The following is a 14817-nucleotide window of genomic DNA, read 5'->3' as shown; positions in this document are numbered from 1 at the left end:
TCCGTCGGACAATGGCGGTAAAACTCAGGGGGAAGTTGCAATTGATTAAGCAGGTGACAATCCTGGGTAGTACAAAGGAGAATATCAACCCTATTATCCTGAGCATGATTAACCCCAAAAGCCTCACATTTACCAATATCAATAATACATTGACGTTGGTCATACAGTGCCCGCAATGCCGTTAAACCCATGGTTAATCCAATTAACCTTGGTCGCGGGTCCTTGCTGAGAGACCCGTGGGTAGCATCTCCCTGGGAGTTAAAAAAGTGGGGAATAGTAACTAAAATTCGCATGGGCGGCTTGACAATCTTGACGATAACATAAACTGCTAGAACCTAGGGACTCTCTCAAAGGGCTTGAGTCGGTGTCAAACGTGGTGTCCTGGGTTGACGGAGCGTAGCCGCTTGGGTCAGTAATGACTCCGCAAAAGCGATCGCCTCTTGAACCGATCGCCCACTGGCCAACTGAGCCAATTCTTCCCGTCGCCCCGGAGTATCCAGAGCCGTTACCCGCACCACCGTCCGCTGTTTAACAGCCTCCTCCTCCGTAGACCCCCCCAGACTTAGGTTAGGATTAGGAATCACCACCTTCGCCACCCGAAAATGATGATCCGCCATAGCCGCCACCAGAGGTTGATGAGTCACACACAGAACCTGATGATAATCACTAAGCTGGTATAATTTTTGAGCGATCGCCGTAGCCACCCGTCCCGACACCCCCACATCAATTTCATCAAAAACCAAAGTTCCCGACCCCTCAATTTGGGAAAAACAGGCTTTTAGCGCCAACAGAAACCGACTCATTTCCCCCCCAGAAGCCGTCTCACTCAAAGGTTGAATCGGTTCACCCGGATTAGGACTCAAACAGAATTGTATCTGGTCAGCCCCCATTGGTGATGGTGAAGTCGGCGTAATTTCCACCTGAAACCGCACACTATCCATAGCCAAAGGCTTCAACTCCTGAATCAGATGAATTTCCAGACCACGGGCGATTTTTTCACGTTCCCCCCTGAGAAGGTCGCAGGCTTGTTTAAGTTCCCCCTGCGCCTCAGAATACGCCTTCTCCAGAGTTTCCAGGGAATTTTCCCCATCCTCCAGTTGCACCAACTCCTCCTCAATCGCACTATAATAATCCATCACCTCCGCCAAAGTCTGACCATATTTCCGACAAATCTGTTTAAGGTCAGCAATGCGGTCTTCCACCTCCTGGAGTCTTTCCGGGTCCGACTCCAACTGTTCACCATAGCGCCCTATTTGCTGTCCCGCTTCCGTCACTTGGGCTAAAGCATCTTCCACCATAGCCAAAATAGGTTGCAGTTGCGAGTCATATTCCACCAAGTCCCGCAACACAGTTTCCGCCCGACTCAATAGATCCGCCGCCGCCACCTCTCCCTTATCATTCTGATAGAGGGCTTGATAAATCCCATAACTCTGGTGCTGTAACTCCACCACATGACTGAGGCGCTGTTGTTCCTGTTGTAGCTCATCCAACTCCCCCGCATCCGTCAGATTAGCATTTTGCAGTTCCTTAATTTGATATTGCAATAAATCTATACGCTGTAGCCGTTGCTGGGAGTCTTGGCGGCGCTTCTGGAGGGCGTTTTGCACCTCCCTAGCGCGCGTATAAGCCTGGCTAACCCTTTCGCGCAAGCCAATTGTATTGCTTCCCCCATACAAGTCTAACCATTCCCGTTGTAGTGCAGGCTTACCCAACTGTACCGTCTGACCTTGGGCGGTAATTTCCACAAAGCGATCGCGCAGACCATCTATGATAGTACGACTGACCAAAATCCCATTTAATCGGGATTTACTGCGAAACTTATCCTGATTTACCACCAATTCCCGACAACAGACCACCAGGGAACCATCTACCAGGTCAATTTCCTGTTCTCGAAACCAGTCTATCAGATCCGGGTTAACCTCAAAGCAAGCCTCCAAAATCGCGCGATCGCAACCTGTACGAATACTACGGCGATCGACCTTTCCCCCCAAAACCGCATCAACTGCATCCAAAATAATCGACTTACCCGCCCCAGTTTCCCCCGTAAACACATTTAACCCAGGTCCCAATTCCAGGTCGAGATGGTCAATTAAGGCAAAATTTTCGATCCGCAGTGATATCAACATATAGTCGATAGTAGCAAATTGTCCATAATCAACCCTTCCCAGTTCCTTCAACCCGATTGGTTCCCGACTCAGTTTAAAATCATATACCACCAGAGGTTGAATTTCTGTCGCAGATGCACTAAATTTTAGCCATCTGGCTGGTTGTCGTCAATTAGGGGGTAGTAGTAGCTTGGATCTGTATCAATCCCTGCTGAAACCGATTTTATTTAAAGGCCTGAAAGTCGATCCAGAGTGGGCCCATCATCAAACCTTGGAACTTCTCCATTGGATAGACACCCACAAATCAAACCTTCCCCTATCCTGGCTAGAATCGCAACTACAGCCCCGATTTAGCCTAGTTGACCCCCGACTCCAGCAAACCCTGTGGGGGCTAAATTTCATCAATCCCGTGGGGTTAGCCGCTGGTTTTGATAAAGACGGCGTGGCGGCGGGGTTATGGGGAAGTTTTGGCTTTGGCTTCACCGAATTAGGCACAGTGACCTTACACCCGCAACCCGGAAACCCGCGCCCGCGTCTGTTTCGGCTACTAGAAGATGAAGCAGTTTTAAATCGTATGGGGTTTAATAACCAAGGCGCTGCCGCCCTAGCCAACCGCTTACAGAATTATACCCCTTCTACCCTAGCTCCCACAATACCCCTAGGCATTAACTTAGGAAAATCGAAAATCACCCCCCTAGAGGAAGCAGCCAGCGACTATCTCGGGAGTTTCCAGCTATTGCGAGACCTAGGTGATTACTTTGTGGTGAATGTTTCCTCACCGAATACCCCCGGTTTGCGATCGCTACAAACCAGCACAGAACTCAATCAAATCCTAACAGTTCTACAACAGGAAAACATAGCACCATCGAAGCCCCTGTTAGTAAAAATTGCCCCCGACCTAGAATGGGAGGCGATCGATGATATAATCAAACTAGCCCGAACCCATAACCTAGCCGGTATCATTGCCACCAACACCACCATTAGTCGAGACCACCTCAAAACCCAATGGCTACCCCAAACCGGAAACCCCATAACTTCCGAAGCCGGCGGAATTAGTGGCGCACCCCTACGCCAAAGGTCTACCGCCGTCATTCGCCATATATGGCAACAAACCAACGGCGAAATTCCCATCATTGGCGTTGGTGGCATTTTCACCGCCGACGACGCTTGGGAAAAAATCACCGCTGGCGCTAGTCTCCTTCAAGTATACACCGGATGGGTTTACGAAGGTCCTCTCATGGTGCGTCGTCTTCTCACCGGACTCCTACACAAACTAGAAGACCACGGACTCAACCACATTTCCCAAGCCATAGGTCTAGCCAACTCTCACCCCCATTAAATTTAGCCACCATCTCTCAATCATGTTGGGTTTCACCCAACCTACATGGCTAGGGTTTTCGGAAGTAGGAAGTAGGTTGGGTGGAGGTACGAAACCCAACGCCACCATCTCTCCATCATGTTGGGTTTCACTGCGTTTCACCCAACCTACATGGCTAGGGTTTTCGGAAGTAGTCAACCACATTTCCGATATTCTGTAGGGGCGGGTTCCACAGTCAACCACATTTCCCAGCAGTAAGATTAATAAACCCGCCCCCCTCCACGGTCAACCCAACGCCACCATCTCTCCATCATGTTGGGTTTCACCCAACCTACATGGCTGAGGTTTTGGGGAGTAAGAGAAAATTACCACCGTTGATTCTGTTAATATGAATTTTTGGGAAAATTTAGTTACAATATGTAGTAACAGTCAAGGCATGGAATTTGAATGGGATGAAACTAAACGTCTGACGAACCTCCGCAAACATGGCATTGATTTTATTGATGTTCCCCTTGTTTTTGATGGAGATATCGTAACGTTTGAAGATGACCGATTCAATTATGGAGAGCAGAGGTTTGTGACTTTGGGTTTGTTACAAGGGCAAGTGGTCGCTATTGTCCATACAGAACAAGAAGAATATATTCGGATTATTTCTGCGAGAAAAGCTACTAAATATGAACAACAAATTTACTTCGAGCAACTCTCAAACTGACTGGAACCGCCTAGACCGGATGACTGATGAAGAAATTGATTTTTCTGATTGTCCAGAAATTACGCCAGAAATGGTTACTAAAGCAGTAGTTAGGCGAGGTTCATCTAATTATCAGACCAAAACACAAGTGACTTTAAGTATTGATAGTGATGTTTTAGACTGGTTTAAATCGCAAGGTCAGAGTTATCAGACTGAGATTAATCGTTTACTGCGATCGTATATGGAAGCCCAGCAATAGTCTTTTTTCCCCAATTTGAGTAGGTTGGGTGGAGGTACGAAACCCAACGCCACCATCTCTCCATCATGTTGGGTTTCACCCAACCTACATGGCTAGGGTTTTCGGAAGTAGTCAACCACATTTCCGATATTCTGTAGGGGCGGGTTCCACAGTCAACCACATTTCCCAGCAGTAAGATTAATAAACCCGCCCCCTCCACTCTCCACAGTCAACCTAACAACACCATCTCTCCATCATGTTGGGTTTCACCCAACCTACATGGCTAGGGTTTTCGGAAGTAGTCAACCACATTTCCGATATTCTGTAGGGGCGGGTTCCACAGTCAACCACATTTCCCAGCAGTAAGATTAATAAACCCGCCCCCTCCACAGTCMACMACAWWYCYGATAWTMTSWAGGGKCSGGYWYSACAGTCAACCACMWTYCCCACCAGTAAGATTAATAAACCCGCCCCCCTCCACGGTCAACCTAACAACACCATCTCTCCATCATGTTGGGTTTCACCCAACCTACATGGCTAAAATTATTAATTGTTAATTGTCCATTGTGGCTAATACATCAGCAATAGTCTGGGAAGGGACTCGATCGCTAATAGTGACTGTGCCAATTTCCCGAGGGAGAATAAACCGGACTTGACCATCTTTCACCTTCTTATCAGTTTGTAGGATATCGATGATTTCATCAATCTTTAATCCTTGGGGAAGATGAATAGGTAAACCTGCCTTTTTAATCAGTAATTCCTGGCGGCGATCGCTATCATTTCCCCATAATTGCATCTTTACCGCAATTTGACCAGCAGCAACCATCCCAATAGCCACCGCTTCCCCGTGTACCAATTCCAAATATCCTGTCAGACTCTCCACCCCATGACCGATAGTATGACCATAATTCAAAATCGCCCTCAGTCCCGATTCCTTTTCGTCCTTGCTAACCACATCAGCCTTACTTTGACAGGAACGGACTATAATTTCGGTCAGTAGTTCCCCGCTCAAATCATCAATGCTGTCGAGGTTATCTGCCTCTTCTAGGCGCTCAAATAACTGTTTATCCCAAATCACCCCATACTTAATCACCTCCGCCATTCCCGCCCGAAATTCTCGGACTGGTAGAGTTGTCAAAACTTCCGGGTCTATTACCACTAAACGGGGTTGATGAAAAGCGCCAATCAAATTTTTACCCTGGGGATGATTTACCCCTGTTTTCCCACCAATAGAAGCATCCACCATGGCTAATAGAGACGTGGGAACCTGTAGGACATTAATTCCCCGCAGCCAGGTAGCAGCAGCAAAGCCGGTCATATCTCCAATGACTCCCCCCCCCAAAGCGATCATAGTAGAACTACGTTCTAGGCGGTGTTCTAGGGCGCTATTATAGATAGATTGGACGGTGGAGAGTGTTTTATACTGTTCTCCAGCGGGAAGGACTACCGAGGACACCTGAAAGCCAGCATTCTCTATTGAGGCGATCGCCCTTTCTCCGTAATGTGCAAAAATTTCCGGGTTAGATACCAATAGGGCTTTTTTTCCTAACTTCAGGGAAGACATCAAAGACCCCAAGCGGTCTAAATTCCCCGCCGCCACAGAAATATCATAGGACATTGGCCCTAAATTAACCCGAATCACAGACGACATGATGGCTTCCTCGTAAATTCCGCTAATTTCCCATTAGAGGCTGTATTCTAGCGCACCTCGTGTTTCAATGGAAGATGCAAAAGTTGACTTATCGGGAGATATTGACCATGACCATTGATGGTGCGATCGCTTATGCTTTACTGTATGTAGTAGCTATAGGCGCGGCGGCTGGCATTATGTTCACCCTGCGACTGGTAAAACTGATCTAAATAGTCTCATAGACTGATAATGCTGTATCTGCGAACTTAATCTGATTCGCCGATGCAGCATTAATCTATGATCGGGGAAATCAGCGATTTTCCGTATTGAGTTGTTTCTCCAATTTACGACTGGCTAAAGACATTAAATAACAGAATAGCCAGTAGAGGATACCCACGAATAGATAAACCTCCGCATAGCGTCCCAAAAATCGCGGGTTAGCTAAAATTGAACGGCTGATCCCTAGCAATTCTACCAGTCCGACTATGGCTAATAGGGTGGTATCTTGAAACAGGCTAATAAACTGACCTACAATGGAAGGGATGGAGATTTTTAAGGCTTGGGGTAAGATGATTAAAGCCATAGTTAAAGGTGCATTAATACCTAGGGCTTTGGCGGCTTCATATTGACCTCTGGGGATGGCTTGTAGTCCGCCTCGGACGTTTTCTGCTAGGTAGGCTGAACTAAACATGGTTAAACCTACGATCGCCCTCAAAATGCGATCGGGTCGCATTCCTTCTGGTAAAAATAGGGGGAGAAGAATTTGACCCATAAACAGGATGGTAATTAGGGGTAAGCCTCTGATAACTTCAATATAGGCGATAGATAATCCTCTAATTACTGGTAAATCACTTTGTCTACCTAAAGCTAATAAAACCCCCAGGGGAAAACATAGTAAAATGCTAATTACTGACATCAGCAGGGTTAGCATTAATCCTCCCCATAGGTCGGTGGAAACTCCCCTTAATCCTAAGCCGCCACCTATTAACCACAGGCTGATAATTAATAGCATAAACCAAGAAAATGGCAGCCATTTTCCTAGTTGCGGTTTCCGGCTGGCAATTTTGCGCCCTCCCCAACTGCTAACTACTAGGATAAATAATAGGGCGATCGCCATTATACGATAAGGTATCGGAGTTGGTACTAAAGCCATTAACATGGCGACCACACTCAGGGAAATGACAATATTTTGGCTGAAGAGGATGGTTTGGCGGCGGGCTAAAAATCCCCAGGTCAAACCTGATAAAATGCTAACTATTCCCAACAATAACCACAAGCGCCAATATTGATCACTGGGAAACCGACCGACCATAAATAAGTGCAAATTGGCGGGAATTACTTCCCATTGAGCGGTAACTCTCGCCCAGGATACAAAGCCTACTAACATCCACAGTAGGAAACTGGCGATCGCCATGGTAAATAACCCATTATACCAGGTATTAAACAGGTTATCACGCAGCCATTGGGGAAAGTCTCTTGACTGGGAAGGGGCTTGACGGGTTAAGGTAGGTTGAGGATTGGCTGTCATTTTCAGAATAGGTAATTATTAACTGTGATGGTGGGGAAGTGTGAGGGGTTTTAAAAGTTTCTTAAACCCCCTGCTATTCTTGGTTAACTGTAGTTATCTTTCCTGAAGTTGAACCCGGCGATTAAGGAAGTTCATAAATAGGGAAATAATCAGGTTGATGGTTAGATAGGTTGCCATAATAATTAGCATGACTTCTACCGCCCTCCCACTCTGGTTAAAGGTGGTATTGGCAACATTATACAGGTCAGCGTAAGCTACAGCGATCGCTAAACTGGAATTTTTTGCCAAGTTCAAATATTGACTATTGAGAGGAGGAATAATCACCCGCAAAGCCTGGGGAAATACGACTAGACGCATGACTAAACCTGGTTTTAACCCTAGAGACCGGGCGGCTTCCCATTGTCCTTTGGCTACAGATTGAATCCCGGCGCGAACAATTTCGGCAATGTAAGCGGCAGTATAAAATACTAACCCCACTAACAAAGCACTAAATTCAATAGTTAGCCTGATACCACCTCGTAAAACCGGATTATTTTCGGTTCCGGTGATGGCGGGAACTTCCCAACCAAAACCAAACAGGATGATTAACAACGATACTAAGGCGATGATACCTAGGGCGATTAATTGCGGTTGACCAGAAGCACCCTTTTCTACCATGATTTTAGTGCGTTGTTTCCATATCCAAAATGAGGCGATCGCCGCTATTACCAAAAACCCTAACCACACCCAGATTAAAGAACTAGATGGCCAAGGAATGAAAATCCCCCGCTGAGTTAGGAAAATCGCATCAAAAACCCCCAGGCGATCGCTAACTGAGGGTAGTTGTAGAAATATCCCATACCAGAATAGTAGTTGTAGCAGTAGGGGTGTATTTCTGACTATTTCTACATATACTAACCCAATTTGACGCACTAGCCAGTTACTGGAAAAATAGGAAATTCCCGCAATAATTCCGACAATGGTAGTTAGGATAATCCCAAAAAACATCACTCGCAGCGTGTTTACTAAACCCGCTAGGAGAACCTGTCTATAAGGGTCCGTCGGTTGGTAGGGGATGATACTTTCACCGATCGCAAATCCGGCGGTACTATTTAAAAATCCGAATCCGAACCTAATTCCGCTTCTTTGTAGGTTCTGATTCAGGTTCATGGTAAATATACTAATAATCGCGATCACAATTACTAGGATGATTACCTGAAACGCAATTTTCCCAAAGCGATCGTCTCGCCAAAGGGGGATTTTTGGTTGATTTGGATTCGTTGTCATTTTCCCTGATTTGTGATTTGGGGTGCGGAGTTTTCAGCATAATTAACTACTCCTAAAATAGCCGTCAAAATTGCTACGAATTAACTACTGATTTTTAGACGGTTATTGAGAGTCTTTATCATTAGTTAATTTTCCCGCCCACAATAACTGGGATGATCATAATACAAAATTAGCCCATGGAGTTCACTGGCAACTAACGAGGAAAACCTGAGACATGGCGGCGACCACCTAGAGGGGTTTATTTTCTAGAGATGACCCCCTGATGGTTTCCCCAGAGACCAGGTAAAATCAGGCTATGGGAAAAATTCCATCAGACTTGACACGGACTTAGTGAGAATATATACGAATAATGCCCTATGATGGTAGGGGGNTATTGATTACAAAGTTTATCAATAAACCCGGCACACAGTTAAAGGAAGGTTAACAGAACTAACGATGTCTGAGTCTGCTATCTTGGATATGGTAGGAATATCAAAGCAGTATCCCAACACTAACACCCCCGCCGTCGAGGATATAAGCATCACCTTGAACCACGGAGATATCCTGGGTCTATTGGGTCCGTCTGGATGTGGTAAAACTACTCTGTTGCGAATAATTGCAGGGTTTGAACAGCCAGATAGGGGAGTGGTAGAGATTGCGGGACAGGTGGTTTCTGGGTCTAAAGAGTGGATTCCCCCAGAACGTCGGGGGGTGGGTATGGTGTTCCAGAATTATGCCTTGTTTCCTCACCTGACAGTAGCCCAAAATATTGCTTTTGGTTTGGAAATTCTCCGCAAAAAATCCCCCAAACAACTACAGTTGCGAGTGGCGGAAGTGTTAGAATTGGTGGGTTTGTCGGGATATGCCGATCGCTATCCCCATGAAATCTCTGGGGGACAGCAGCAACGGGTGGCTTTAGCACGAGCCTTGGCTCCTGGTCCTACGTTGGTGTTATTGGATGAACCCCTGAGTAATTTAGATGTACAAGTGCGGCTGAAATTGCGTCAGGAATTGCGCCAAATTCTGAAAGCAGCAAGAGCATCAGCGGTGTTTGTTACCCATGACCAGGAAGAGGCTTTATCAATTTCTGACTGGGTGGCGGTAATGCGCCATGGACATTTGGAACAGTGGGGGACTCCAGAGAAAATTTACCTAGAACCGGCTTCTCGGTTTGTGGCGGAGTTTGTTACCCAGGCTAATTTTATCCCAGCTCAACGCCGGGGGAATTTGTGGGAAACTGAGGTGGGTTGTTTTGCGATCGCCTCTAATGATGATTCCGATATAACTGAAAAAGCAGATTTGATGGTGCGACAAGAAGATTTTATCCTCAAACCTGACGAAACGGCTTCGGTGGTGATTCGCGATCGCCAGTTTTTGGGTCGCGAACTTCATTATTGTTTACAGGTTCCTTCTGGAGGTGAACTGATTGCTCGTACTCCCTTCGGAGGGCGATCGCTTCCTGTCGGTATGCGGGTACAGGTGATGTTTCCTCAAGACTCCGTGCGCGTGTTTCCCGCTGTTTCCGGCTCTGAGACTCGGACATCAGCTTATGTCTCGGCTCCCCATTAGGGTAATACCCCCGAATTTTGCTTTACAAAACTTTAAATTTTTCCGGTTCTGATCACAAAGATTAACTATAGGTTGAATTGTGATCGATTTTTGGTAAGATGTGGTTAGACCAGCTAAGTTGTATAACGGCTGAGGAGGGGGTAATGCCAAGAAAGAAAAAACGGGGAGTCACGACTTTGTATTCAGAAACTAAGGTAAAAATTGGGGTGTCACTGACACCAACAGGAGCTAAATTATTAAGCACAACTGCTAAGGAGTTGGGTCTGTCGCGTTCGGAATTTGTCGAACGTATTGCTAGGGGTGACTTTAATATCTCTATGGATGAAGAAGGCACAACTATTAGCCTGGCTAACACCAATACACAAACAGAAGTTGATTCTCAATCAGATGATAGCCCGGCTCTTACGGCAGAATTAGAAAAGCGATCGGCTGAATATGATCAACTTCAGCAGGAATACGAAACTCTGCAAAAACAAGTTATAGAACAGGCGAATACTATCGCTGAACTCGAACAAAAACTAGGTCAGTTGCCAGAATTACAAGTGCAACTGGAAAATAGTGTTCCGGCTAAGGAGTATCATGACGTTCAGCAAGAACTCCAACAACATAAAGACTCAATTACTGACCTTAAAAAACAGCTTAAACGGATTGTAGAACTTGAGAGTAAACTGGCGAACACGGTTTCACTCGAAGACCATGAAGCCCTGAAACAGCAAAATCAGAAAACTATTAATCAACTCCAAAGCCAACTGGGTGACTCTCAAAAGCTACAACAGCAATTGGAACAGCAGAAATCTACTGTGGCTGATTTACAATCACAGTTAAAACACACTGTGGCGGCTGAGGTTCACCAAAAGCTACAACAGCAATTGGAACAGCAGAAATCTACTGTGGCTGATTTACAATCTCAGTTAAAACAAACTGTGGCGGCTGAGGTTCACCAAAAGCTACAACAGCAATTGGAACAGCAGAAATCTACTGTGGCTGATTTACAATCACAGTTAAAACAAACTGTGGCGGCTGAGGTTCACCAAAAGCTACAACAGCAATTGGAACAGCAGAAATCTACTGTGGCTGATTTACAATCACAGTTATCTGCAAGTGTTTCCAGAGACAGCTATCAGAAACTAGAACAGGAAGCAGAACAACACAAAAATCTGATTAATCAGTTACAAGAACAGTTAGAAAATCGACAAGCCGAAATCACTGAGGTTCAGCAAAAACTTACTCGCATTGCGGAACTGGAAGGGATGCTATCACAAACTGTTCCGGCGGATAAGTATAGCGCTTTACAAATACAATCAGAACATCAGCGCTATATGGTTGAAACCATGAAAAAACAGTTGTGGGATTTGGTTAGTTCAGACCATAACCTAGAGTTGGGTGAACTGGAAACTGTTGATGGTCTGGTTAAATGCTGTGGTGTAGTTAGGCAAAAATTAGAGTCACAGGCGCGGGCGATTTCTGCTTTACAACAAAGAACTCAGGAGTTGCAGAGTTTGGCAATGTTGGCTGAGTCTCATTTGAATAAGTGGAGTAACCGCATTTTTTCTAAGACTTATTAATGGCTGCTGTTGGTTTCTATCTTGGTTAATTGAAAGGCTAATAAATGGGCGCATCAGTTTAGATGAAATGCGCCCCTGGTCTCTTGAATCTTTAACAGGTAGGTGAGTGATTATTAAACAGTTAACTGTTCGATCGCCTTTGTTTCGGGGTTAATGGACATTTTTTTGAGCCAGCTATAGTTAGCACCTAAAGCACCGAAAAAGGTTTGATGTACGGCATAATTAACCCCAAATTCCTCACAAACTTCTGCTAAAATCGGAGCAATTTTAGGATAGTGAATGTGGCAGATATGAGGAAATAGATGGTGGACGGCTTGATAGTTTAATCCCCCTACATACCAGTTAATAATTGGGTTTTTGGGGGCAAAATCAACGGTGGTTTTTACTTGTGCGATCGCCCATTCATCATCAATGTGTAAATTGTCGGGGTCTAAAAATTCCGCCGGTTCAATGACATGGGCTAACATAAATACCACACAGGCGACCAGTCCATGGGTCATATAGACAATAGAAGCGCCGATAACGGCTTCTAAGGGAGAATAACCAACGGCGATCGGGATGATTAAAAACACAGCCACACCGAAGGCTTTAAAGGCGAGTAAGGTTGCTATATCTACCCATGTTGGGGTGGGGATTTTATGGTCATGATATTGGCGCTTAAATAGCATAGTTTGCACATCTGCTATAGACCAATAGTAGGGAATGAACGGATAGACAAACCAAATGAACAGATGTTGATAGCGATGATACCAGCGATATTCCATGCTAGGAGACATCCGCACCAATTCATCCCCATGAATTTCTACGTCATGGCCTAGAATGTTGGTGTAGGTATGATGAAGCACATTGTGGCGAAACTTCCATAAATAACTAGAAACTCCGATCGCATCATGGGTTAATCCAGATAGATAATTCACCCATTGATATTTAGAATAACCGCCATGATTTCCGTCATGGCTAATATTAAAACCGACGGCGGAAACTCCAAAACCTAACACAATGCAACCCAGTAGTTTCATCCACAGCACATCAGGGCCAAAAACCACGAAGGTCCAAGCTGATACTACCCAAGCCAGAATAATTGCTGTTTTGAGGTACATGGCGGGGTTATCACGGGGGGAAATATTCTCCGCTTCAAAATAAGCGTTTACTCGACGATTTAGTTCTTTGCGGAACCCAATACTTTTCCCAAAAGTTACTTTTGACGTTGTTGATGTCATTAAACCTAAATTTTATTGATCACAAGCATGAGATTATAACACTGGTGGCAAAAAAAAACCTCACTGTCAACCCAGGCCCCTAAAAATTAAGGTTTTTTTAAGACTTTTGTGGAGATAGCCCACACCTGGGCCAACAATTAGGGAATCATTAAACTTGATTATATTTCGCAAATATCAACAGTGGATAACATAGGCAAATGTCAATAATTGCTGGCAAAATTAGTCACAAAAAAATTGGTGTTTTGGCAAATTTATTGTATAATTCAACTGGGGATATTAACCTTAAATATCCTCACCTGAAATAGGAGAAAGTTATGCAAGAAATGTATCAGGGGGCAACGGGACTGCGACAACGTATCGCCCAGCTATCAGCAAATCCTAATGCTCAAGCCATTGCCATTGGAGTGACAGCAGTAGCGCTGACTCCGGTGGTTTTGCCCCTGGTTAAGCCAGTTCTGAAGGCTACGATTAAATCGGGTGTGACTTTGTTTGAAAAAGCTAAAGTCGCTATGGCTGAAACTGGGGAAATGGTGGCAGACATAGCAGCAGAAGCCAAAGCGGAAGCCTTGACAGAAGCTCAAAAGAGAGCGAGTTTAAAGTCGGCTATTTCCACGCCGCAACTCTCCCCAAACCAGGAATAAGCTAAAGGAGGATGTAGGCTATAGTTTAGAGGTGGCTTGAATATTCTATCAGCCACCTGTTGATCTATGGTGATTAATTCATAACTGATAATTCGTGAGCATTCCCATGGTTGAAAGCCTCAGCAATCATAGGCTTATAGATGGAATCGGGTAACTCCCGTTCCTTAGCTTCTGCTATCCACTGGGAGAGTGGAATTTCTCGACGACGTGATGATGATAACCGGGGCTTACTAACTGTCTTGGTGTTTGTTTGAGAAATTTTAGTGATAGCTGGCAGGAGTTTCGGCCCTAAGACCAAGACCCCTAGGCCCACCCAAGTTAAGGGATGATTGCCATGTCCATCCTCGATCATCTCTTTGAAATGAAAGGTGAGTACCGATTTTTCCAAATGAATCAGAGACATAACCTGTTCGACTGAAATATAATAAGATCAACATTCTGCTATTTATCAGGTTAGCAGGATTTTGCACATAACTGATAACTATTTGCAACAATTTTTATCCGGCTAGGAACTAGCCCAACCCAGAGGGCAGGTTTATTAGTGTATCGATTAATTAGCCGGTGGGGGGCGGGTTTATTAGTCTTCTGGTGACTAGATATAATTGACGGCGGAACCCAAAGGGCGGGTTTATTAGTCTTCTGGTGACTAAATATAATTGACGGTGGAGGCGCGCCCCTACAATTATCGGGGGCGGGTTTATTAGTCTTCTGGTGACTAAATATAATTGACGGTGGAACCCAGAGGGCGGGTTTATTAGTCTTCTGGTGACTAGATATAATTGACGGTGGAGGCGCGCCCCTACAATTATCGGTTGTCCATTATCCTATGGATTAATTAGCCGGTGGGGGGCGGGTTTATTAGTCTTCTGGTGACTAGATATAATTGACGGYGGAACCCGCCCCTACAATTATCGGGGGCGGGTTTATTAGTCTTCTGGTGACTAAATATAATTGACGGTGGAGGCGCGCCCCTACAATTATCCGTTGTCCATTATCCTATGGATTAATTAGCCGGTGGGGGGCGGGTTTATTAGTCTTCTGGTGACTAGATATAATTGACGGTGGAG

General features: G+C 45.2%; 13 protein-coding genes and 1 pseudogene. 6 read left to right on the top strand and 8 right to left on the bottom strand.

Annotation, left to right across the window (positions count from 1 at the left end):
* Both B9T16_RS17710 and recN read right to left on the bottom strand, forming a co-directional pair.
* A pseudogene (locus tag B9T16_RS17710) lies at positions 1-293 on the bottom strand (calcium-binding protein); the annotation flags it as partial.
* Positions 294-347: 54 nt separating this feature from the next.
* The gene (gene recN, locus B9T16_RS17705; protein WP_410245377.1) at positions 348-2126 is read right to left on the bottom strand and encodes a DNA repair protein RecN; all 1779 of its coding nucleotides are present in this window, start codon (positions 2124-2126) and stop codon (positions 348-350) included.
* A gap of 169 nt (positions 2127-2295) precedes the next feature.
* Here recN and B9T16_RS17700 point away from each other — a divergent pair, with 169 nt between their 5' ends.
* Positions 2296-3444, top strand: coding sequence for a quinone-dependent dihydroorotate dehydrogenase (locus B9T16_RS17700; RefSeq protein ID WP_410245376.1), 1149 nt, complete (start codon positions 2296-2298; stop codon positions 3442-3444).
* On the opposite strand, the gene B9T16_RS17695 is transcribed toward B9T16_RS17700, so the two are convergent.
* Positions 3421-3666, bottom strand: a complete 246-nt coding sequence (locus B9T16_RS17695; RefSeq protein WP_410245375.1) for a hypothetical protein — start codon at positions 3664-3666, stop codon at positions 3421-3423. The two genes, B9T16_RS17700 and B9T16_RS17695, sit on opposite strands and share 24 nt — an antisense overlap.
* Positions 3667-3811: 145 nt before the next feature.
* On the opposite strand from B9T16_RS17695, the gene B9T16_RS17690 reads away from it, so the two are divergent.
* Positions 3812-4135, top strand: coding sequence for a BrnT family toxin (locus B9T16_RS17690; RefSeq protein WP_317269961.1), 324 nt, complete (start codon positions 3812-3814; stop codon positions 4133-4135).
* Positions 4098-4373 carry a BrnA antitoxin family protein gene (locus tag B9T16_RS17685; protein ID WP_410245374.1) on the top strand — a complete coding sequence of 92 codons (276 nt, stop codon included), beginning with the start codon at positions 4098-4100 and terminating at the stop codon, positions 4371-4373. The genes B9T16_RS17690 and B9T16_RS17685 overlap by 38 nt, the downstream gene beginning before the upstream one ends.
* Positions 4374-4905: 532 nt before the next feature.
* Here the strand turns inward: B9T16_RS17685 and aroB are convergent.
* The 3 genes from aroB to B9T16_RS17670 all read right to left on the bottom strand — a co-directional run bounded on the left by aroB (position 4906) and on the right by B9T16_RS17670 (position 8776).
* A complete protein-coding gene (gene aroB / locus B9T16_RS17680; RefSeq protein WP_006617270.1) occupies positions 4906-6003 on the bottom strand; it encodes a 3-dehydroquinate synthase in 1098 nt (365 codons plus the stop codon).
* 289 nt (positions 6004-6292) lie between these two features.
* Positions 6293-7510: an amino acid ABC transporter permease gene (locus B9T16_RS17675; protein WP_006617269.1), complete on the bottom strand. Its 1218-nt coding sequence runs from the start codon at positions 7508-7510 to the stop codon at positions 6293-6295.
* Positions 7511-7603: 93 nt separating this feature from the next.
* Positions 7604-8776, bottom strand: coding sequence for an amino acid ABC transporter permease (locus B9T16_RS17670; protein ID WP_006617268.1), 1173 nt, complete (start codon positions 8774-8776; stop codon positions 7604-7606).
* Between the two features lie 435 nt (positions 8777-9211).
* Here B9T16_RS17670 and B9T16_RS17665 point away from each other — a divergent pair, with 435 nt between their 5' ends.
* Together B9T16_RS17665 and B9T16_RS17660 are read left to right on the top strand one after the other, a co-directional pair.
* Positions 9212-10324 carry an ABC transporter ATP-binding protein gene (locus B9T16_RS17665; RefSeq protein ID WP_006617267.1) on the top strand — a complete coding sequence of 371 codons (1113 nt, stop codon included), beginning with the start codon at positions 9212-9214 and terminating at the stop codon, positions 10322-10324.
* Positions 10325-10467: 143 nt separating this feature from the next.
* Entirely contained in the window at positions 10468-11889 is a 1422-nt protein-coding gene (locus B9T16_RS17660; protein WP_006617266.1) for a hypothetical protein, read from the top strand.
* Between the two features lie 113 nt (positions 11890-12002).
* Here B9T16_RS17660 and B9T16_RS17655 read toward each other — a convergent pair whose 3' ends face one another.
* Positions 12003-13109, bottom strand: a complete 1107-nt coding sequence (locus tag B9T16_RS17655; protein WP_006617265.1) for a fatty acid desaturase family protein — start codon at positions 13107-13109, stop codon at positions 12003-12005.
* Positions 13110-13423: 314 nt separating this feature from the next.
* On the opposite strand from B9T16_RS17655, the gene B9T16_RS17650 reads away from it, so the two are divergent.
* Positions 13424-13750, top strand: a complete 327-nt coding sequence (locus tag B9T16_RS17650; protein WP_006617264.1) for a DUF5132 domain-containing protein — start codon at positions 13424-13426, stop codon at positions 13748-13750.
* 73 nt (positions 13751-13823) lie between these two features.
* Here the strand turns inward: B9T16_RS17650 and B9T16_RS17645 are convergent, their stop codons facing one another.
* Positions 13824-14153 carry a hypothetical protein gene (locus B9T16_RS17645; protein ID WP_006617263.1) on the bottom strand — a complete coding sequence of 110 codons (330 nt, stop codon included), beginning with the start codon at positions 14151-14153 and terminating at the stop codon, positions 13824-13826.
* Between the last annotated feature and the right edge of the window lie 664 nt (positions 14154-14817).

Origin of the sequence: Arthrospira sp. PCC 8006, from assembly GCF_046480465.1 — a bacterium.
Lineage (GTDB): Bacteria > Cyanobacteriota > Cyanobacteriia > Cyanobacteriales > Microcoleaceae > Limnospira > Limnospira platensis.
This window is presented reverse-complemented; position numbering and strand designations above follow the sequence as displayed.